This is a genomic window from Maribacter chungangensis (assembly GCF_042676845.1).
Lineage (GTDB): Bacteria > Bacteroidota > Bacteroidia > Flavobacteriales > Flavobacteriaceae > Maribacter > Maribacter chungangensis.
This window is the reverse complement of sequence record NZ_JBHTHY010000006.1, coordinates 31,396-52,419: the sequence shown is the minus strand read 5'-3', so window position 1 is coordinate 52,419 and position 21,024 is coordinate 31,396. Positions and strand designations below refer to the sequence as shown.

Below are 21,024 nucleotides of genomic sequence, written 5' to 3'. Positions count from 1 at the left end.
AAAATCAAAAAAAAAGCGACCCTATTTACTTTTTTCTTCTTGAGACCAACCGCATTCAGGTACTGTTGACACTACACTTTCACTACTTAAAACGAAACACTCCCGTGCATGCTCAGAACTTAAAATATGTGCTAAATAATTATAAATCCATAGTTACCATAAACCAATAAATACCATTATCCGATGAAGTACCTCTTACGACCCCTAGTTTTTCTTTTTAGTATCAGTGCCGCACTTGCACAGAATTTAGACATGAAATTAATGCAAGACCTCAAACCAAGAAACATTGGTCCGGGCGGCATGAGCGGCAGGGTTACGGCCATTGACGTGGTATTGGACAATCCTGAAATCATTTATGTGGGTACTGCTTCTGGCGGACTTTGGAAATCAAATTCCGGAGGCATCAAATGGGACCCTATTTTCGATAACGAACTTACGGCATCAATCGGTGCGGTGGCCATACAGCAATCCAATCCGTCGGTGATATGGGTGGGCACGGGCGAAGGAAACCCTCGTAACAGCCTTAATGGTGGTTACGGCATATACCGATCCTTAGACGGAGGTAAAAGCTGGAAGGCCATGGGCTTGGAGAAAACCAGACATATCCATCGCATAAAAATAGACCCAACAGACCCCAACACCATCTATGTGGGTGCTATTGGTTCGCCGTGGGGCGAGCACCCGGAACGTGGTGTGTACAAGAGTACGGATGGCGGAGAAACTTGGAAGAATATTCTCTTTGTAAACAACAAAACCGGCGTGGCCGATATGGTTATGGACCCCTCCAATCCAAACAAACTCATTGTGGCCATGTGGGAACACAAGCGCGAACCTTGGTTCTTTACTTCAGGTGGAAAAGGCAGCGGCTTGTACATGACGCATGATGGTGGAAAAAACTGGAAACAAATTATGGAGGAAGACGGACTTCCAAAAGGTGACCTAGGCCGTATTGGTATTGCTATTGCCCCCGGAAAACCAGATATTGTATATGCATTGGTAGAAGCAAAAAAGAATGCGCTCTACAAATCCGAGGATGGAGGCTTTACTTGGAAGATGATCAACAACAAATCCGACATCGGAAACAGACCATTCTACTATTCAGAAATCTACGTAGACCCCCAAAACGAAAATCGCGTGTATTCGGTTTTTACTTACGTCAATGTTTCAGAGGATGGCGGTAAGAACTTCACAGAACTTATGCCAGCGTACCGAGTGGATAACGGAGTGCATCCGGACCACCATGCCTGGTGGATACACCCGGAGAACGGACAGTTTATGATGGACGGGAACGATGGTGGAATGAACATTACCAGGGATGGCGGAAAATCATGGCGTTTTGTGGGTAATATTCCTGTGGCGCAGTTCTACCATATTAACGTAGACCATGAATTTCCCTACAATGTGTATGGCGGCATGCAGGATAACGGTTCCTGGCGAGGACCGGCTTATGTTTGGCGCGATCAAGGAATTCGAAACAGCTATTGGCAGGAAATCAGTTTTGGCGATGGTTTCGACGTAGTACCCGATCTGGACAATTCACAATTTGGATATACCATGAGCCAGCAGGGAAATGTATCACGTTACGACCATATTACGGGCAACAATTACACGGTAAAACCTACTCCACCGGATGCCGACACCAAGCTTCGATTCAATTGGAACGCGGCCATTGGACAAGACCCATTTGACAACAGTACCGCTTATTTTGGGAGTCAGTTCGTACATAAAACACCGGACAAGGGACTTACATGGTCCATTATTTCACCGGATTTGACCACCAACGACCCGGAAAAGCAAAAACAAAGCGAAAGTGGCGGATTAAGTATGGATGCCACCGGAGCCGAAAACCACACTACTATTTTGGTTATAGAGCCTTCACCGGTAGAAAAGGATATGCTTTGGGTAGGAACGGATGACGGCAAAGTACATTATACACAAAACGGTGGGAAAAGCTGGACAGAAGTAACGCAAAACATAAAAGGCTTACCCGCCGGCAGCTGGATTCCCCAAATAAAAGCCTCCAACAAAAATAAGGGCGAAGCCCTTTTGCTGGCCAATGATTACCGCAGGTTTAATTATACGCCCTATGCCTACCGCACCAAGGACTATGGTAAGACCTGGGAGCGAATCGTAGACGGTAATGACGTAGAAAGCTACACACTTAGTATCATAGAAGATCTTGAAAATCCGAATCTGCTGTTCTTGGGAACCGATGATGGACTTTATATTTCCTTTGATGGCGCAGCGAATTGGCAAAAATGGACAGAGGGCTACCCCACTGTTTCTACAAAAGACTTGGTAATACACCCTAGGGAGCACGATTTGGTCATTGGCACCTTTGGACGTGCGGCATGGGTACTTGACGATATTAGACCACTGCGTGCGTTGGCGGCGGACAAATCCATTTTAGAAAAAGATGCCAAACTCTTTACCCCGCCAACAGCGTACCAAGCTGCCTACCAACAACCCACAGGAAGCCGATTTGGTGCGGATGCCATGTACAACGCCGAAAACAGAAAAGAAGGTGCTATGATTACCTATTTCCTAAAAGAAGGAAAAAAGAAAAACGGCGAATCAAACATAGGTGATAAAGAAGACGACAGCACCGAGGAAGCCAATAACGATAGCGGTAGCCGTGCTGCAGCTAGCAGCACAAAGCTAACGGGCGTGCAAAAAAAGGATTCCATACAGTTCGATTTTTATGATGGTGAACGTTTGATACGTACCTTAAAATTTAAAACACCGGAAAAAGCAGGGTTTCATAGAATCTATTGGGAAATGGATGAAAAAGGACCGGACAGGCCTTCTAGAACCATTCAAAAAAACAAACGGGAATCTGGAGGAATGGATGTAAAACCGGGTACCTATACCATAAAAATGCGTTATGGAACTCTTACGGACGAGACTGAGATAACCGTAAAGCCGGACCCAAGACTACCTTTAAATACCACTGCCATAAACGAAGTTTACGAAACGGGGAAAAGTATAGAAAAAATGACCCAAACAGCGGCAGATGCCGTTAAACAATTGGTAGAGAGCAAAAATGTTGCTGAAAAATACAGCAAAGACCTAAAAGCCCTAGATGAAAAGAAATACAAAGATCAGATCAAAGCTTCCAAGGATATGATGAAACAGGTAGATTCCATTATTGCTTTGTACTTGGGCAAGGTAGACAAACGCCAAGGGATTACCCGTAATCCAGAAGTTACGGTAATGCAACGTATCAGGACTGCCAACTATTATACAAATACACGAAAAACAGGTATAACAAAAACAGAGCGCGATCTTATCCAATATGCGGAGGCGGAACTTAAAGAGGCCCTGGAAAAAACCAATTCGTTTTTTAACACGAAATGGAGCGGGTATACGGAGGATATGGAAAAATTGGATAGTTCTCCTTTTAAGAACATAAAGATGTTTACTCTTAAATAATGTCCAAATAAGGTACCGTAGCTAAAAATATTACGGATAACTACGAATAGCCTTTTTATGAAACAGCGCTTGTATGTGACTTTGCTCCGTACTAGCGCTGTTTCACTTTAAATCTGATTTCAAACAGGTGACTGTGAGGATGCTATGCTATAGTCCAAGTAAGTTAGGTGTATCGTATACCCATGCCTTAACTCCTTGGCAAAATTAGTAAAACCAACGATTAGCAAGGCTTATAACTTTTGATACCCTTACCGAAAAAAGCTGTTCTTATCTCAAATACCCAATGATTATTGGGTTGAAAGCAGTGCAAAAAAACTTAGTGAAATACAGGTGTAATCGGCAGCTAAGGTTAAGTTAGCAAGCTTTAAAATGTGAATAGGACCGAAAAATTATCCCTTTTCAGCAATACCAACTACTTCCTTCACTTGGAATTCTTTTTCTACAATGGCGCGTAAGTCGGGAATTACGTTTCTAGCAAGTTTAGAATTCCCGTTAATCAGCACACAAATCCCTAGGTCTGCATCTGGATAGATGGCAATCTCGTTTCTGTAGTTATTTACGCTTCCACCATGGTGCCAAACGGTTTCCGTGGTATCGGCTGTTCTCATATATTCATGAATTCGCCATCCAAAACCGTAGGAGGATTTCACATGACCCTCCCATCGTTGGTAATATTTATTATTGTTTCCAAGGGTTATAAAGGGCTCAAAAGCCTGCTTCATCACAACAGGTTCCAATACATCTGGATTATGACCGAGCAGAAACCGCATCCATTTTGCCATATCCAAAGAACTCGCGTTGATTCCACCCGCTAATACCGCATTATAATATTTGTCTGTTAATGGGGTAGTCTGCCAGCTTTTACCGCTTCTTCTATGTGGAAGGGCTATGTTTTCTTCCTTTAGCAAATCGCTATGGTCCATAGAGATGTGCGACATGTTCAATGGTTTGAAAAACGTATTGGTCAATAAGGTCTTAACGTCTTTACCTGTAGCTTTCCGCATGACTTCCTGACCTAAAGAAAACATTGCGTTTTGGTAGCTATACTGTAATCCCGGAGCACTTATAGGCGTAACCTCCTTGAACCTATTGGCTATTTTAGCTACTGAGATTCCTGCCTCTACCAAATTGGTAAAACTGTGGTATGGGGTACCGGAAGTATGGGAAAGGATGTGTTCTATTTTTATTTTTTGGGTATTATTTACATCCCCAAACTTAAAATCGGGCAAATATCTTACTATTTCATCATCAAAACTAAGACTGCCATCAGCCTGTAAACTGGTCGCTAAAACACCTCCAAATCCTTTGGATAACGATCCTAATCTAAATACGGTCTCACCATCAACTTTGGCATTCTCTTTTATACTTCGTTTTCCAAATCCGTCGGAAATAACAATGGAATCCCCTTGCACGATACTAACTCCAGCACCAACAATATCCCCGGCACTTATCGCCTTATGGAAATATAGCTCCAATGCCTCTTGCAGTGCTAACTTACGTTCCTTATAAATCTTTAATTTTTCCTTACGGATACTATCCATAACCAAATCCTCCACGGTAACAGTTTCGTTAACTGTAGTAGAAGCTTTTATAAACGCCGTGGTGATACTGAAGATGATGCCAATAACCAAACTAACTGACAAAATTTTGAGATACTTCACGGATTTAGATTTAATTTTGATTGGTATAAAAAAATTCCCTTACGGTTTACACCATACAGTAACGTTTCAATTTTTAAAATGTTTTATCCCTTAACCATAATGTAGTAGTACAGCAGTATAAGCCTCCATTAAAAATACGTATTCCTTTTAATACCAATTTAACTTCTAGATGTCGCATAAAACAAGTTTCTTTTTTACTCATTTGTCGTCATAAAATAGAACCATAGCTAATGCTATGCTTAGATTTCATTCCTAAACTGAGAAAAAAATAATTCAAATTTTCAATACGACATTCAAAACTTAAATTGGTATAACCTAGGGGGATTTTCTTTCAAATACCTACTTGCACGCCGTTTTTTAGTTCGCAATCGAACAATAAAACAAGCAAGCAAGGACCACCACTTCTTAACGCACCAAACATTTACAGTATATAATCCGTACTCACAAAATTAGAAAGTTTGGTTTCCAAAAGCTGCTGTATGGTTTGATTATTAAGGTCGTTATCCTTAAAGGCTACGAATGTCCTTATTGAGAAGGAACGCAACGCATCATGGACACTCAAAGTAGCCTGTGCGGAATCCTTTCTCCCAGTGAATGGGTAAACATCCGGTCCTCTTTGACAGGAGCTGTTTAAGTTCACTCTACATACTAGGTTGACCAACGTATCTATTAATGGGGCGAGCGCATAGACGTCCTTTCCGAACAGACTCACTTGCTGTCCGTAATTACTTTCGGCCATATCATCTAAAGGCTCCTCAATATCCGTAAAGGGAACAATAGGAATAATGGGGCCAAATTGCTCTTCTTGATATACCCGCATATCCTTTGTTACAGGATACAATACCGCAGGCCAAATATAATTGTTAAAATGTTTTCCGCCTTTTTTGTTCAAAATACTGGCACCTTTCGAAACCGCATCGTCGATAAGCTCTTGTATGTACGCCGGTTTTTGAGGTTCTGGCAGGGGCGTTAGTTTCACGCCATCGTCCCAAGGGTTTCCAAATTTCAGGTCATCTACAGCGGCCGCAAAACGTTCATTGAATTTCTTTTGAATATCTTCATGTACATAGACCACTTTTAGGGCGGTACAACGCTGTCCATTAAAAGAAAGCGTTCCGGCAATACATTCGTTGATGGTCAACTCCATATCCGCATCGGGTAAGATGATGGCAGGATTTTTAGCCTCTAAACCTAATACCAAGCGTAAACGGTTACTTTTTGGATGTTGTTCCTGTAGCGCATTGGCAGATTTACTGTTGCCTATTAAAGCAAGTACATCTACTTTTCCTGTTTTCATAATCGGTGCCGCTACGGCTCTACCCCTTCCAAAAATAATATTGACCACACCTTTTGGAAAACTGGACTGAAACGCCTCCAACAACGGAGTAATCAACAAAACCCCGTGTTTTGCCGGCTTAAATATGGTAGTATTCCCCATAATTATCGCAGGAATCAACAGGGCAAAAGTTTCGTTTAAAGGATAATTGTAAGGGCCAAGACAGAGTACCACACCCAGGGGTCCTCTTTTGATATGTGCGTAAACCCCATCGTGCTTTTGAAACTTGGCCGCATCCCTGTCCAACTGCTTGTAATCCTCTATGGTATCCAAAATATAATCGACCGTTCTGTCAAATTCTTTTTGTGAATCGGGCAGGGATTTTCCAATTTCCCACATTAGCAACTTAACAATCTGTGTCCGTTTGGACTTCATCTTCTCTACAAAGACCTCCATGCATTCTATACGATCTTTAACATGCATGGTTGGCCAAATACCTTGACCTTTACCGTAAGCTTTCACAGCGGCATCAAGGGCATCCAAAGCTTCGACCTCTTGCATATCCGGAATACTACCCAATAATGTAGGCTTATATACTTCCGTGGAAGAAATGGTAGAATAGACCTCGGTGGTTTCACCCTGCCATGTTTTCAATTCCCCATTCACCAAATAATGTTTTTGATGGATAGTTTCGTTGATTGCGTATTCCGCTGGTATTGAAGTATCTGTTTTGCTCATGTTGTTCTATTTTAGACCAAGTATTGAAACAGGTCTGGTTTATCGTTTAAATAGTCTCCAAAAAAATTATTCCCTTTCATCCGTTGCATTAATGGGACCAGATCGGATGGATGTTTTAATTCTATTCCCACAATAGCAGGTGCATTTTCTTTACTGGATTTTTTACTGTACTCAAAATGGGTGATATCATCGTTAGGGCCAAGTATTTCCGCCACAAATTGCTTTAATGCTCCCGGGCGCTGCGGAAAACGGACTATAAAGTAATGTTTTAACTGTCCGTACAGCAGCGCTCTTTCCTTTATTTCGGCCGTTCTTGTGATGTCATTGTTACTACCACCAATAATACAGGCGACCTGCTTTCCTTTGATTTCCTCCGCAAACATATCCAGTGCCGAAATACTAAGTGCGCCGGCCGGTTCTACCACTATGGCGTCCCTGTTGTACAAATCCAATATCGTCTGACACACCTTGCCTTCGGGTACGGTAACCATTTTATGTAGATTGTCCTTACAAATAGCAAAGGTGAGATCGCCAACGCGTTTTACGGCAGCTCCGTCTATAAACTTATCTATAGTTTGCAAACTCGTGTTTTTATCATTTGTAATAGAGGTAAGCATAGAGGGTGCCCCTTGGGGCTCTACACCTATAATTTTGGTATGTGGCGATAACTGACTAAAAACACCGATTAGCCCAGAAGCCAATCCGCCACCGCCAACAGCAACAAAAATATAGTCGAGCGGTTTTTTTATTTGATCCAAAAGCTCCAAACCTACGGTAGCCTGTCCTTCTATTACCTTTGGGTCGTCAAAAGGGTGAATAAACGATGCGTCTTTATCATTGCAATAGGCCATCGCCGCGGTATACGAATCATCGAAAGTATCTCCTTCCAAAACAACCGTTACCCAAGCATCTCCGAACATTTTCGTTTGTTCTACTTTTTGCTTAGGAGTTACCACCGGCATAAAAATGGTAGCTTTTATCCCGAGATAGTTGCAAGCGAACGCAACACCTTGGGCATGGTTTCCGGCACTTGCACAAACCACACCCCGACTACGTTCCTCTGTGGTCAAAGAGCTAATTTTGTTGAAGGCCCCACGTATTTTATACGAACGTACCCTGTGCAGGTCCTCACGTTTTAATAATATCTCGGCATGATATTGTTTGGACAACCGAATACTATGCATAAGCGGTGTTACCTCGGCAACTTGCCTTATGGTTAACACCGCTTTTTTAATAGCTGCTACGTTGGGAAAATAATCCATCCAGTACGGTTGAAGAATCCTTCAACCTAAATTTAAAATTTCATTATACAATAGGTTTCATAGCCGTCATTGAGGCCCGTAATCTTGCGCCAACGATTTCTACCGGATGCTCCCTTAAAGCTGCGTTCACGGCAATTAAAGTTGCGTTATCAGCGCCATTGTCGCTTCCGGCTCCGAACTTTGTACCTATTACATCGGTATCTATGGTTTTCATAAAGTCCGTTAACAAAGGCTTGCAGGCATGATCGAACAAGTAGCAACCGTATTCAGCCGTATCGGAAATTACACGGTTCATTTCAAACAGTTTTTTTCTGGCAATCGTATTCGCGATCAACGGTGTTTCATGTAGCGACTCATAGTAGGCAGATTCTGCAATTATACCGGATTCCGTCATAGATTCAAAGGCCAGTTCCACGCCGGCTCGTACCATGGCGATCATTAAAACACCATTGTCGTAAAACTCTTGCTCTGTAATCTCTTGGTCTCCGGCAGGAGTTTTCTCAAATGCGGTTTCCCCGGTTGCTGCACGCCATTGCAATAAATTTTTATCATCATTGGCCCAATCTTCCATCATGGTCTTGGAAAAATGTCCGGTCATAATATCGTCCATGTGTTTATGGAACAACGGTCGCATGATCTCTTTCAACTCTTCGGAAAGCTCAAACGCCTTTAGTTTAGCCGGGTTGGACAAACGGTCCATCATATTGGTAATACCACCGTATTTCATGCCCTCCGTTATGGTTTCCCAACCGTACTGTATCAACTTTGAGGCGTAGCCCGCATCTATTCCCTTTTCGATCATTTTATCAAAACAAAGGATAGAACCGGTTTGCAACAAGCCGCACAGGATCGTCTGTTCTCCCATTAAATCGGACTTTACCTCTGCAACAAATGAGGATTCCAACACACCTGCTTTATGGCCTCCTGTACCGGCAGCATAAGCTTTAGCTTGTGCAAGACCTTTACCTTCGGGGTCATTTTCCGGGTGTACCGCAATTAACGTAGGTACTCCAAACCCCCTTTTATATTCCTCCCGTACCTCGGAACCGGGACTTTTAGGGGCTACCATGATTACCGTTAAATCCTCACGCACCTGCGTTCCTTCTTCCACAATATTAAATCCATGGGAATAGGACAGTGTTGCTCCCTTCTTCATCAGGGGCATCACGGCACCAACAACTGCAGTATGCTGTTTATCCGGAGTTAAATTGATGACCAAATCGGCACTCGGAATCAATTCTTCATAGGTTCCTACGGTAAATCCGTTTTCAGTGGCATTTAAAAACGATTGTCTTTTCTCCTTTATGGCTGCATCTCTTAACGTGTAGGATATATCAAGACCGGAATCTCTCATGTTAAGTCCTTGGTTCAGCCCTTGTGCACCACATCCAATAATTACTATTTTTTTTCCTTTTAGGGCAGTTACACCATCGGAGAATTCCGAAGACTCCATAAACCTACATTTTCCTAATTGCGTCAATTGGTCCCTTAACGATAGTGTATTAAAATAATTCGCCATTTTTCTGTTCTGTTTTAATTTATTCGCCGAAAATATTCAGCATTCGATTTACGTATTTATTTATGTTTATTGATGTTGAAATTCTTTTAACATAGCCGATATCTGCATCTCCTCTTTTGAGACGGCAATACGACCAGAGCGAACAAACTGCATAATACCAAAAGGTTTTAATTCCTCGTACATTTCATCGATTTCATGTCTTCTACCGCTTTTTGCGAGCACGAAAAAGTCCCTGGCCACAGTAACGATTTGAGAATTACTTTCTTTGATGATATTCTGTATCTGACGCTCATCGAATAAGAGGTCCGAGGCAATTTTAAATAAGGCAGATTCTTGATATATAGTCTCATCGTCCGTATGATAAAAGGCTTTTATCACCTCTATTTGTTTCTCTATCTGCCCTACAATATTCTTTACCCATTTATCTGTCGTGTGGACTACAATGGTAAATTTAGAGACGTTATCGATTTCCGATTTTGAAACATTTAAGCTTTCTATATTGATGTGTCGCTTTAAAAATATTCCAGATATCCTATTCAGTAAACCAACATTGTTTTCCGAATACACCGACATGGTGAACCATTTTTTTTCCATTTTATGCTGTTCCTGTTGCCAGTTTGAGCGCAGTCGAAGACATTTTTGATATAAAGTCCTCATACTGCCCTCAGGATGACATTATTCTAAGATTAATTTTTATTTACTACTTTGTTCAATTTTCAGTCAATACAGTCATTGTATCGCTCTCCGACCTAATCAGAAACCCTTACCGCCACAATCAACCCTGTAGACCAGTTCATCTTGGTCAGATTAAAATCTTTTCTATTTTCCAGATAAGATACCAACCTATCTACATGTTTATCATGGCCCTCCGGCCAATTGGGTTGGGGTTTCATATCATCTATAACATAAAACCCTCCAATGTTGACCAAATCCAAAACTTCATCTATTTCACTATACTTTCCTGGCCAAGCATCTGCAAAAATCAAATCGAAATGCTTGCCTTTATACGTTTTGATCCAGCTTGTACCATCTTCGCAGATAATGCTTACCCTACTATCGGTTCCAAAATACTGCCCCGCTATTTCAACAAGTTCTGGATCATTATCTACTGTAACCAAAGTGGAATCGCTCCCCATACCATCTATCATCCAAGAAAGCGACAGACCAATTCCTGTTCCCAACTCTAAAAATCGTCCTCCGGGTTTACTCGAAATCAAGGTTTTTAAGAATGTGCCAATTAGTACATCCGAAGGCATCGTAAAGCCAATTTCTTTGGATCTACGCTCTATTTCTGGATGAATACCGGGAATATCCTGTATTTTGGTATCGTTCATACTGTTTTACACTCGTAAACCTATTTACTATTTCAATCGAATCTCAGAAACCGATGCTCCTGACGGAATCATTGGAAACACATTGTCTTCCTGCTCCACCTTTACTTCTAAAAAGAAGGGCTTATCGGATGCCATCATTTTTTGTACCGCATCCTTTAGATTTTTACGTTCACTTACGCATGTTGCTTCAATATGGTAGCCTTCAGCGATTTTAACAAAATCAGGATTTACCATAACGGTAGATGCATAACGTTTCTCAAAAAACAACTCTTGCCATTGCCGCACCATACCCAAGTGATCATTATTCAATACCACAATTTTTACGGGCACATTATGTTGAAAAATAACACCAAGTTCCTGTATGGTCATCTGGTAACCTCCGTCTCCAATAATAGCGACCACTTCACGATCCATAGCACCCATCTTGGCACCAATCGCGGCCGGAAGGGCAAAGCCCATAGTTCCTAATCCACCAGAGGTAATGTTACTTTTTGATTCCTTAAACTTTGCGTACCTGCAACCGATCATCTGGTGTTGCCCCACATCTGTAACAATAACCGCTTTATTCCCCGAGGCAATATTTATTTCCTCGACAACCTCGCCCATGGTCAAGCCTTCTTTGGTGGGATGAATATCGTTTTTAATTACCGTATCAAATTCAATCTTGTACTTTTCCTTAAATAGATTGTGCCAAGCCTCGTGGGAATTTGCATTTATCAAAGGAAGTAAAAGTTCCAAAGACTCCTTGGCATCGCCTAAAACCGCGACATCTGCATGTACATTTTTGTTTATTTCGGCAGGGTCGATCTCAAAGTGGATGACCTTGGCCTGTTTGGCATAGTCCTCCAATCTACCCGTTACCCGGTCATCAAAACGCATGCCTATGGCGATTAATACATCGCATTCGTTCGTTAGTATATTAGGTCCATAATTTCCATGCATCCCTACCATACCTACGTTTAACGGATGTGCCGTATCGAGCGCGGATGCGCCCATAATGGTCCATGCCGCTGGTATTCCGGCTTTCTCAACAAAGGCTTTTAAGTCTTCCTCGGCTTTTCCGAGGATAACACCTTGCCCCCAGACGATAAATGGCTTTTTGGCCGAGTTTATAAGTTCGGCCGCCTCCGAAATTGCATCTGTCCTTGGTGTTGGCCTAGGATTATAACTTCGGACTCCCGTACATTTTTCATAAGAGAATTCCAATTCCTCGAACTGGGCATTTTTTGTTATGTCTACCAAAACCGGTCCAGGCCGACCCGATCTGGCAATATAGAAAGCTTTGGCCATGGCCTCTGGAATCTGGGATGCCTCTGTAACCTGACAGTTCCATTTGGTGACCGGAGTAGATATCCCTATGATATCGGTCTCTTGAAAAGCATCTGAACCTAACAAATGTCTGGGTACCTGGCCGGTGATACAGACCATTGGTGTAGAATCTATTTGCGCATCTGCCAAACCTGTTACCAAGTTGGTAGCTCCCGGACCCGAAGTTGCCATGGCTACTCCTACTCTACCAGAAACGCGCGCATATCCTTGCGCTGCATGGGTTGCACCTTGCTCATGACGGGTTAAAATATGGGTAAGCCTATCCTGAAATTTGTATAATTCGTCATAGACCGGCATAATGGCGCCACCAGGGTAACCGAATAATAAATCGACTCCTTCTTCCAGAAGGCAATGGATAATAGCCTCCGCGCCTGAAATCGTTATTGTTTCTTTAGTTTTGGACACTGCTTTTTTCTCTTTTACTGTTTCCATACTTCCACTTCTAAATAGTTCACAAGCAGAAAAAAGCCCGATCCCTTTATTATCACCAAGCAGCTAAACGCCACTGGTGTCGACTGTTGTTTAAAATTCGTCCGTTACACATCCACTGGATGCCTCAGATACCGTTCTAGCGTATTTGTACAAACTTCCTCGTTTTACTTTTAGGTCGGGCTGCACCCAATTTGCTTTTCGTTCCGCAATTTCTTCATCGGTCAAATCAACCGTAATTTGATTTTTCTCTGCGTCTATGGTAATGATATCCCCGTCTTTTACGAGTCCGATCAATCCACCTTCCTGTGCCTCGGGACATACATGGCCCACTACAAACCCGTGCGTTCCGCCAGAAAAGCGACCATCTGTTATCAAAGCGACTTCCTTACCTAGACCTGCGCCCATAATTGCCGAAGTTGGCTTTAACATTTCTGGCATTCCAGGTCCCCCTTTGGGACCTTCGTAACGTATAACGACCACGTTTCCTTTTTTCACTTCTCCTTTACCTATACCCGCATTCGCAAAGAACTCATCTTCATATACTTTAGCGGGTCCGGAGAAGTAGGTTCCCTCTTTCCCGGTAATCTTGGCTACCGAACCTTTTTCTGCCAGATTACCGTAAAGAATCCTCAAATGTCCTGTTGGTTTTATAGGCGCACTCAAAGGTTTCATTATCTTTTGTCCTTCCTTTAATCCAGGCAATTCAGCTAAGTTTTCGGCTATCGTTTTTCCTGTTACCGTTAAACAATCACCATGTAACATTCCATTCTCCAGCATAAATTTCATAACCGCCGGTACACCTCCTGCTCTATGCAGATCTTCCATCAAATACTTTCCGCTTGGCTTTAAATCGGCCAAAAACGGCGTAGTATCGCTAATGCGTTGAAAATCATCCAAGGTAAATTCAACATCAGCTGCCTTGGCTATTGCTAAAAAGTGAAGTACCGCGTTAGTCGAACCTCCTAGCAAGGTCAATAACCGCACGGCATTTTCCATTGATTTCCTAGTGATAATATCGCTTGGTTTGATATCTTTCTCCAACAACTGTTGTAAAGCCCTACCTGAATTTATAGCGTCGTTCTGTTTTGCCGGACCTACCGCAGGGTTGGAGGAATTATACGGCATGGCCATACCCAAGGCCTCAATGGCAGATGCCATAGTATTGGCCGTATACATGCCACCGCAGGCACCGGCTCCCGGACATGCATTTTGTATTACACCTTTGTAATCCTCATCGTTCATGGTTCCGGCCACTTTTTCTCCCCATGCCTCAAAAGCAGAGACAACATCCAGTTTTTTATCCTTAAAACAACCTGAAGCAATTGTACCGCCATAGACCAAAACAGAGGGCCTGTTCAACCGGATCATGGCGATCAAGGCACCGGGCATATTCTTATCACATCCCACAACGGTAGCCAAACCATCATAGTTCATGGCCTGTACCACGGTCTCCATAGAGTCCGCAATAATATCCCTTGATGGCAGGGAATACCGCATACCGTAGGTTCCCATTGAAATTCCGTCGCTAACGCCAATCGTATTGAACACGAGCCCTACAGCACCGGACTCGTTTATCCCTTTTTTGACCTCTAGTGCCAAATCGTTCAGGTGCATGTTACAGGGGTTTCCTTCATAACCCGTACTGGCAACACCGATCAATGGTTTTTTCAAATCTTCCTCGGTTAAACCAATGGCATAAAGCATGGCTTGGGCCGCTGGTTGTGTTGGGTCTTGGGTTACGTTTTTACTGTGTTTGTTCAATTCCATTTTTATATTCTGGTATGCGTGGTTTATAGCTTGTTTTAGACCTAATTATCAAAGATAAAAGTTTATATCCCCTAATTCTTCTATTCCCCAACGATGGTTCAAATTCAGTTTTATCAAAATAGATTTAAACCACTAATAATCAAGCATATAATAATTGTACTTTTATCATATTCAATAAAAAATCATCTTCTTCAAATTTTAATTTTAACACAAAAAAAACCTGTATCAAATTTATCTGATACAGGTTTTTTAACGTAATTAAAAAGCTATATCATTCCATCTCCGGAATAATAATGACAGAAAGTATACTGTTGCAGTTTAATTTCATACCGCAATAATAGATAAAAATGGCCAGTATGCAAAAAACTTAGGATACATATTCATTAATTTCGCAGTTAGGTCAAACAAACTGGAGCAACCATGGAAAAAACAGTATCGGAGGCGATAAAATTTAGAAGGTCTGTTCGTGTATTTAAACCGGACACCCCTCTCGACGACAACAAAGTAAAAGACTGTATTGCCAATGCTGTATTGGCACCTACAAGTAGCAATATGCAGTTATGGGAGTTCTACCAAATAACAAACGAGGAACTTTTAAAGAAAATGACCAAGGCCTGTTTGGGGCAAAATGCTGCAAAAACAGCGCAACAATTGGTAGTTATCGTAACGCGAAAAGATTTGTGGCGAAAACGTGCCAAAGCCAATGTCGATTTTTTAAAATCGCAATACGGAAGCAAAGACAAAACCGAATACACCAAAAGGGAAAAGTTCGCCTTAAATTATTATGAAAAACTGATACCCTCTATCTACTTTGATTTCCTTGGAATTCTTGGAGGTTTAAAATTTATTGTTTTCCAAGCTATTGGCCTGTTTAAGCCTATATACCGCCAAGTGCGAAATTCGGATATGCGGATAGTAGCACATAAAAGTGCTGGTTTAGCAGCACAGAATTTTATGACCGGTATGGCCGCAATAGGCTATGATACCTGTCCCATGGAAGGAAGTGACACCAAGCTGGTGAAATCGATTTTAAAACTGCCACGAGGTGCGGAAATCAATATGGTCGTTGCCTGTGGTATTAGAGCAGAGAATGGTATATACGGGCCACGTTTTAGAGTTCCGTTTGAAGAAGTCTATTATAAGTTGGATTAAACCAATTTAAAGGAAACGACGGCACCAGCCCTTTTCTGGGCCAAAATAGCAATCGCCTTATCCGATAATTGTAATATTCTGGGATAACCGCCGGTTGTTTGTCCGTCCTTCATGAGAATGATCAACTTACCGGCCGGAGTAAACTGCACGGTACCCGGCAATGTTGCAGAGGTAAGCATACTTATCTGATGTCCTGTAATGAGTTCATTAAGTTGATACGCCATCCTATTGTTCTCCTTGGCAACCGGAAATTCACCGGAAAACAACCGTTCTAACTGCTTATTGGTCAGCAAATCAAATTCCGGGGCTTTATGCACTTCCAAAACCGTTTCGTTTAAAAAGGAATCGACTTTTATTTCAGAAATTTTTGGTTTGAACACGTTATTGTACTCAAAGGGAACCACATCTCCGTCCATCAACCTATTGGCAGATGTTAACGGTTTGTAAAACGAGCGGCTTCCGTAAACGGATTTTGATTTAAAGCCACCTTTAACGGCTAAATACCCTCTAAAACCAGCCTCCAGATTTCCGTAGGACAAGATATCCCCAACATCAATTTGATATACTTTGTAATTTTTTACAGGTTCATTGTTCAGCGTTACCGACATTTCCGAACCAGACATTGCAATATACGTTGGCTCTTCGAACAACAAAGTAGGTCCGGTCATCGTAATCTCCAATACCGCGTCGGTAGGATCATTCTCTAAGAGTGTATTTGCCTTAAAGACCGATAACTGGTCCATTGCTCCAGAAACAGGCACCCCTTTATTTCGGTAATGGAACCGACCCAAGTCCTGAACCGAGGTAAAAAAGCCTGATTTTAGTACTTTAAGCATCAATTTTTATTTTTTCCGGTTGAAATATCCCTACCTCAACCTCTATCCGATGAAGGTTGTATTTTGCCCTGGACACCTCGTAAAACTGAATTTGGTCACCAACCGATACAAAACAAGGTTCCTTTTTAGTGGTATCAAAAATAGGTACAGGACAGTTTCCGATAATATTCCAACCACCAGGCGATTCTTGCGGATATATACCTGTCTGTTTCCCGGCAATCCCTACCGCTCCCTTTTCTACGACCATACGTGGTGTGTCCTTACGGGTTGTTTCCAATAATTTTGGTAATCCCCCCAAATACATGAAACCTGGTAAAAAACCAATGCCGTAAACTGTGTATATGTGATTCGTATGCAATGCAATGATTTCATCCACATCAATCTTCAATTGAGACGAGAGTTCCTCTAAATCTATTCCAAATTCCTTTTCGTAGGATACCGGAAGTCGCCATAAGTATCGTTCGTAGGGTTCTATCTCTCCCATGTTCAGATACCAATTTCGCAGTTTTTCGCTAAAGGAAAGATAATCCAACGTCACTTTTTTATTTACGACCAAGAGGGAATTATAGGCTGGAACATATTCCCAATCCGAACCTTCTAAACATTGGTTCTTTAAAAAATTCTCAAACTGTAGAATCCTGTTCAAGATAAGTTCACTGACCTCGGAGGGCCACACTACCAAAACTGCGTGCGGGCCAAAGGGTTTTGTATGAATTTTAGTAAATATCACTATGGTAACCTGTTGTTTTACTTTGGTAATTCGTTTGAAAGATACGTTAATATTTGCAAAGCATTGGGCGTATCTCCGTGTATGCAATATGTATCTGCTTGTATTTCAATTAGCGTATTTGCAACCGTAAGTACCTTGCCCTCTTTTACCATTCGTAGCAGATGTTCCAAAACCGATTTGGGAGAAACGATAAGTGCATTGGCCTCGTTTCTTGAGACGAGACTTAGATCGGGATTATAATTCCTGTCTCCAAAGGCCTCTCTTTTTGTTTTGAAACCAGTTTGCACCGCTAATTTTTCTAGTTCGGATTCTGCAGGAACGTAAAGATATATATCGGACTTATAGGGTTCAATTGCCTCCAAAAATACTTGGGCCAAGCCACCTCCTTTTGCGATATCGTTGTACAAGGCTCCGTGTGCTTTAACATGATGTAGCTTTACTCCTTCGTGGGCACAAACCAAAACCAACCTGTCTATTTGCTCACGAACAGTGGCTATCAATTCGTTTGGAGTCAACTCCATTGAAACCCTACCAAAATTAGCCATATCCGGATATGAGGGATGTGCACCTATGTTTACCTGATGCTTTTTGGCGAGCGAAACCACCCATTGCATTGTAGCTTCATCTCCGGCATGTCCGCCACAGGCAATATTACAAGACGATACTAATGGGAGTACCTCGGCCTCATTGCCAACGCCTTCCCCTAGGTCACAATTTATGTCGATTTGCTGGTTCATAGTTTCAGATTCAAGGTTTCAAGGTTTCTAGTTCTAGGTCTGCCCGTTATAGCAGGGCTAAAAGCTAAATCCAAGTACCGTAAATATACTTTTCATACCCAATACTATAGCTAAGGCAATAATACCGATTCCCAATATATTTTGAAATTTTGTGTTGCTATACTTCCCCATGACCGATTTTCTATTCACGACCCATAGTAAGAATATGGCAATCACGGGAAGTAGGATGCCATTTGCAATTTGGGCAAATTTTATAACTTCAATCGGTTTTATATTAAAGGACAAGAAGAATATCCCCAAACCTAAAATAAGCATCCAAACAGATTTAAACCGTTTGTCCTTTAGGCCCGCTTTCCAACCAAAACAACTATTGGCTACGTAAGCGGCCGCCAACGGTGCGGTAATGGCAGATGTAATCCCTGCCGAAAAAAGTCCGGCTCCCATAAAGTAGGTAGCGCCTGCACCATAAAGTGGTTCCAAGGCTTGGGCCATGTCCATAACGTTAGCAACCTCGGTATTCGTTATCGCGGATGCCGATACAATAATACAGATAGAAACAAAACCTCCAAGCACTACAGCAAGGACAGTATCTCTTTTTGCCGCCGGTAGCCCATCAATTGTTTTCCATTTTTCGCTTACCAAAGAGGCATGTAAAAATAAATTGTACGGAACTACCGTAGTACCTACCAAGGCAATTATAGAGAGTATACTTTCCTCAGGAACATTAGGAATAAAGAGTCCTTTTACCACGGCCGCCAAATCGGGCCCTGTAAGTATTGCGGTAAGAACAAAAGAGATACTCATTACCAAAACCAAGGCAACAAATACCTTTTCCAAAACTTTATAGTTGCCTAGATATAGCAAAACAAATGCTACCATTCCTATTATATAAGGATATACCCCACTATTCTCATGTCCGAACAAGGCCTGCATTCCCAGTACGGCACCGCCTAGGTTGCCCGCTTCATAAGCGGCATTCCCGACTACGATAGCGGCCAAAATTACCCCAACCACCGCAACACGCAACCATTTTGTTCGTAATTCCTGCTTTATAACATCTGCAAGACCTTGCTGCGTAACTATACCAAGTCTAGCTGCCATGCCTTGCAATACAATGGTAGCTAATATAGATAATACCATTGCCCAGAGCAATGCATACCCAAAACCGACACCGGCAAGTATACATGCCGTTACGGTACCTGGACCAATGAAAGCTGCGGCAATTAAAACACCGGGACCACTATTTTTGAACATACCCGTTTGGATTTTTGTAAATATAGATGCAAAATGTGAAAAATAACAAAAACGAGATAGGCATTTTCACCACAGTTTTAACATCTTGGAGTGCCGTTCATCTAAAAAAATGCAGTTCGTCTAAAAGTTGGGTACCATACATCGATCAATCATACTAATCCAAAAATTCTAAGGTTATAATAATCCCCAAACCAAAATTAACCTACTTAATGATTTGTTTAGAATGTAAAAAAGAATTAGGCTACGTAGACCATAAAAATGCAATGGACAGCCTAGGTGTTGAACTTTGTTTTGAACACCATAAGCGCATGAAAGCCTTAATAGTGAAAAACGATACCCCGTTAGAAGCCATACAACTGTATTATGGACTAAAAGAAGCCGGAGTAAATGCCATGCTAGAATGGTGGGACGGTCATAAGTCTATCGATATTGCCATTTCTCGGGTAAAGTTGAATATTGAAATCGACTCCGAATACGAAAAACTAACGGAGGAACAGGCCATCAATAACTTGGAACAGGCCATGCATTCCTTTAAAAACGGATTTACGACAATCCGTATTCCCCACATTGTAGTACGGTATTACCTAAACGAGACTGTAAAAAACATTGTGGGTATTATGGAAGGTCTCAAAGCCAACATAAAGATGATTTAAACACAAGCTCATGGAACCCAATAAAAAAATACTTAAAACCCCCTTGCGTGTCTCACTTGTTGCCCTTTTGATCGGTATGGTAATGCGTATACTGGACTGGCCTTATGCAGCTGGAGTGCTATTTACATCTTTTCTAGCTCTAGGAACCCTCTACGCCATACGATTTTCCAAAAAGGATAATAAAAAACCGGTGGCATACGTAAAAATGATGTTGGTTCTTTTTTGGACCACAAACGGATTATTACGTATTATGGATTTCCCTTATACCCTTATATTTCAAATTGGAACTGCCATTACCTTTGTTACCTGGTTTGCAATGGAAGGCACCGCTTATTTTATGGATGAAGACCGAAAAGCAAGAAACAGCGTCATAGAAATCTTTTGGAATTTCACGATGGTCGTAGGTGTACTCATCATTATAGGTGGTGGGCTAATGCACCTCATGGAATGGGAATACTCCATAACTACCTTAACCGTTGGCCTAACCATTGTTACGGCTTATATCCTAAAAGATGTTTTTAGCCCTAGCAAGGAAATAGCTCCCGATGAACATAATAAAGAATTACGCGTAGAACAATAATCCCAGAATCTTTAATTACCTACTTTTCTAGTCCTTTTAAGGTGACTTAAGTACTCACTTGACGAAGGATCTAGAGCAAAGAGAATGGCGAGAAGCTGTTGGAATTTCCAGCAGCTTTTTTTATTTTTCCATTAAAGGTTCCAACCCTTAAATTTTAGTGCAACAACTCTAGTTTCTATAACTATTTTAGCCGCTTTGGTTACTGGGTTAGTGATTAACGGGTTATTCTGTAATTGGAAGTAAATAACCGAAAAACCTATTACCACAATAACCATTCGCAATTTCAATGCTTCATTAAGACCTATGGAATTAAAATCCATAACAGTTTAGTT

At 41.7% G+C, this 21,024-nt stretch carries 16 protein-coding genes; 4 read left to right on the top strand and 12 right to left on the bottom strand.

Translation table 11 applies throughout. The features are described from left to right. Positions 1 to 183: 183 nt before the first annotated feature. On the top strand, positions 184 to 3,432 hold the full coding sequence (locus tag ACFQZJ_RS08310) for a WD40/YVTN/BNR-like repeat-containing protein (protein WP_379933781.1): 3,249 nt from the start codon (positions 184 to 186) through the stop codon (positions 3,430 to 3,432). 389 nt (positions 3,433 to 3,821) lie between these two features. On the opposite strand, the gene ACFQZJ_RS08305 is transcribed toward ACFQZJ_RS08310, so the two are convergent. The 8 genes from ACFQZJ_RS08305 to ilvD all read right to left on the bottom strand — a co-directional run bounded on the left by ACFQZJ_RS08305 (position 3,822) and on the right by ilvD (position 14,750). After that, positions 3,822 to 5,093, bottom strand: a complete 1,272-nt coding sequence (locus ACFQZJ_RS08305; protein ID WP_379933780.1) for a serine hydrolase domain-containing protein — start codon at positions 5,091 to 5,093, stop codon at positions 3,822 to 3,824. 421 nt (positions 5,094 to 5,514) lie between these two features. Beyond that, positions 5,515 to 7,107, bottom strand: coding sequence for an NADP-dependent glyceraldehyde-3-phosphate dehydrogenase (locus tag ACFQZJ_RS08300; RefSeq protein WP_379933778.1), 1,593 nt, complete (start codon positions 7,105 to 7,107; stop codon positions 5,515 to 5,517). 11 nt (positions 7,108 to 7,118) lie between these two features. Beyond that, positions 7,119 to 8,369, bottom strand: a complete 1,251-nt coding sequence (ilvA, locus tag ACFQZJ_RS08295; protein WP_379933776.1) for a threonine ammonia-lyase IlvA — start codon at positions 8,367 to 8,369, stop codon at positions 7,119 to 7,121. A gap of 43 nt (positions 8,370 to 8,412) precedes the next feature. After that, positions 8,413 to 9,888, bottom strand: a complete 1,476-nt coding sequence (gene ilvC / locus ACFQZJ_RS08290; RefSeq protein WP_379933773.1) for a ketol-acid reductoisomerase — start codon at positions 9,886 to 9,888, stop codon at positions 8,413 to 8,415. Positions 9,889 to 9,954: 66 nt separating this feature from the next. Next, on the bottom strand, positions 9,955 to 10,482 hold the full coding sequence (ilvN, locus tag ACFQZJ_RS08285; RefSeq protein WP_379933772.1) for an acetolactate synthase small subunit: 528 nt from the start codon (positions 10,480 to 10,482) through the stop codon (positions 9,955 to 9,957). A gap of 155 nt (positions 10,483 to 10,637) precedes the next feature. Continuing rightward, a complete protein-coding gene (locus ACFQZJ_RS08280; protein ID WP_379933770.1) occupies positions 10,638 to 11,222 on the bottom strand; it encodes an O-methyltransferase in 585 nt (194 codons plus the stop codon). 27 nt (positions 11,223 to 11,249) lie between these two features. Continuing rightward, positions 11,250 to 12,983 carry a biosynthetic-type acetolactate synthase large subunit gene (ilvB, locus tag ACFQZJ_RS08275; RefSeq protein ID WP_379933768.1) on the bottom strand — a complete coding sequence of 578 codons (1,734 nt, stop codon included), beginning with the start codon at positions 12,981 to 12,983 and terminating at the stop codon, positions 11,250 to 11,252. A 90-nt stretch (positions 12,984 to 13,073) separates the two neighbouring features. Continuing rightward, entirely contained in the window at positions 13,074 to 14,750 is a 1,677-nt protein-coding gene (gene ilvD / locus ACFQZJ_RS08270; protein ID WP_379933766.1) for a dihydroxy-acid dehydratase, read from the bottom strand. Positions 14,751 to 15,170: 420 nt separating this feature from the next. On the opposite strand from ilvD, the gene ACFQZJ_RS08265 reads away from it, so the two are divergent. Then, the gene (locus ACFQZJ_RS08265; protein WP_379933764.1) at positions 15,171 to 15,902 is read left to right on the top strand and encodes a nitroreductase family protein; all 732 of its coding nucleotides are present in this window, start codon (positions 15,171 to 15,173) and stop codon (positions 15,900 to 15,902) included. Here ACFQZJ_RS08265 and ACFQZJ_RS08260 read toward each other — a convergent pair. From ACFQZJ_RS08260 to ACFQZJ_RS08245, 4 genes are read right to left on the bottom strand one after another with little or no spacing between them, the layout of a single operon-like run. Then, the gene (locus tag ACFQZJ_RS08260; RefSeq protein ID WP_379933763.1) at positions 15,899 to 16,738 is read right to left on the bottom strand and encodes a 5-oxoprolinase subunit C family protein; all 840 of its coding nucleotides are present in this window, start codon (positions 16,736 to 16,738) and stop codon (positions 15,899 to 15,901) included. The two genes, ACFQZJ_RS08265 and ACFQZJ_RS08260, sit on opposite strands and share 4 nt — an antisense overlap. Beyond that, a complete protein-coding gene (gene pxpB, locus ACFQZJ_RS08255) occupies positions 16,731 to 17,468 on the bottom strand; it encodes a 5-oxoprolinase subunit PxpB (RefSeq protein ID WP_379933761.1) in 738 nt (245 codons plus the stop codon). Before pxpB ends, ACFQZJ_RS08260 begins: the two co-directional genes overlap by 8 nt. A 17-nt stretch (positions 17,469 to 17,485) precedes the next feature. Continuing rightward, a complete protein-coding gene (pxpA, locus tag ACFQZJ_RS08250) occupies positions 17,486 to 18,205 on the bottom strand; it encodes a 5-oxoprolinase subunit PxpA (protein ID WP_379933759.1) in 720 nt (239 codons plus the stop codon). 57 nt (positions 18,206 to 18,262) lie between these two features. Continuing rightward, positions 18,263 to 19,459 (bottom strand): Nramp family divalent metal transporter, encoded by a 1,197-nt coding sequence (locus ACFQZJ_RS08245; RefSeq protein WP_379933757.1) that lies wholly within the window; start codon positions 19,457 to 19,459, stop codon positions 18,263 to 18,265. Positions 19,460 to 19,668: 209 nt separating this feature from the next. Between ACFQZJ_RS08245 and ACFQZJ_RS08240 the strand changes: the two genes are divergently transcribed. Both ACFQZJ_RS08240 and ACFQZJ_RS08235 read left to right on the top strand, forming a co-directional pair. Then, entirely contained in the window at positions 19,669 to 20,112 is a 444-nt protein-coding gene (locus tag ACFQZJ_RS08240; protein ID WP_379933756.1) for a hypothetical protein, read from the top strand. 10 nt (positions 20,113 to 20,122) lie between these two features. Further along, positions 20,123 to 20,692: a hypothetical protein gene (locus tag ACFQZJ_RS08235; protein ID WP_379933754.1), complete on the top strand. Its 570-nt coding sequence runs from the start codon at positions 20,123 to 20,125 to the stop codon at positions 20,690 to 20,692. The last annotated feature ends 332 nt before the right edge of the window (positions 20,693 to 21,024 follow it).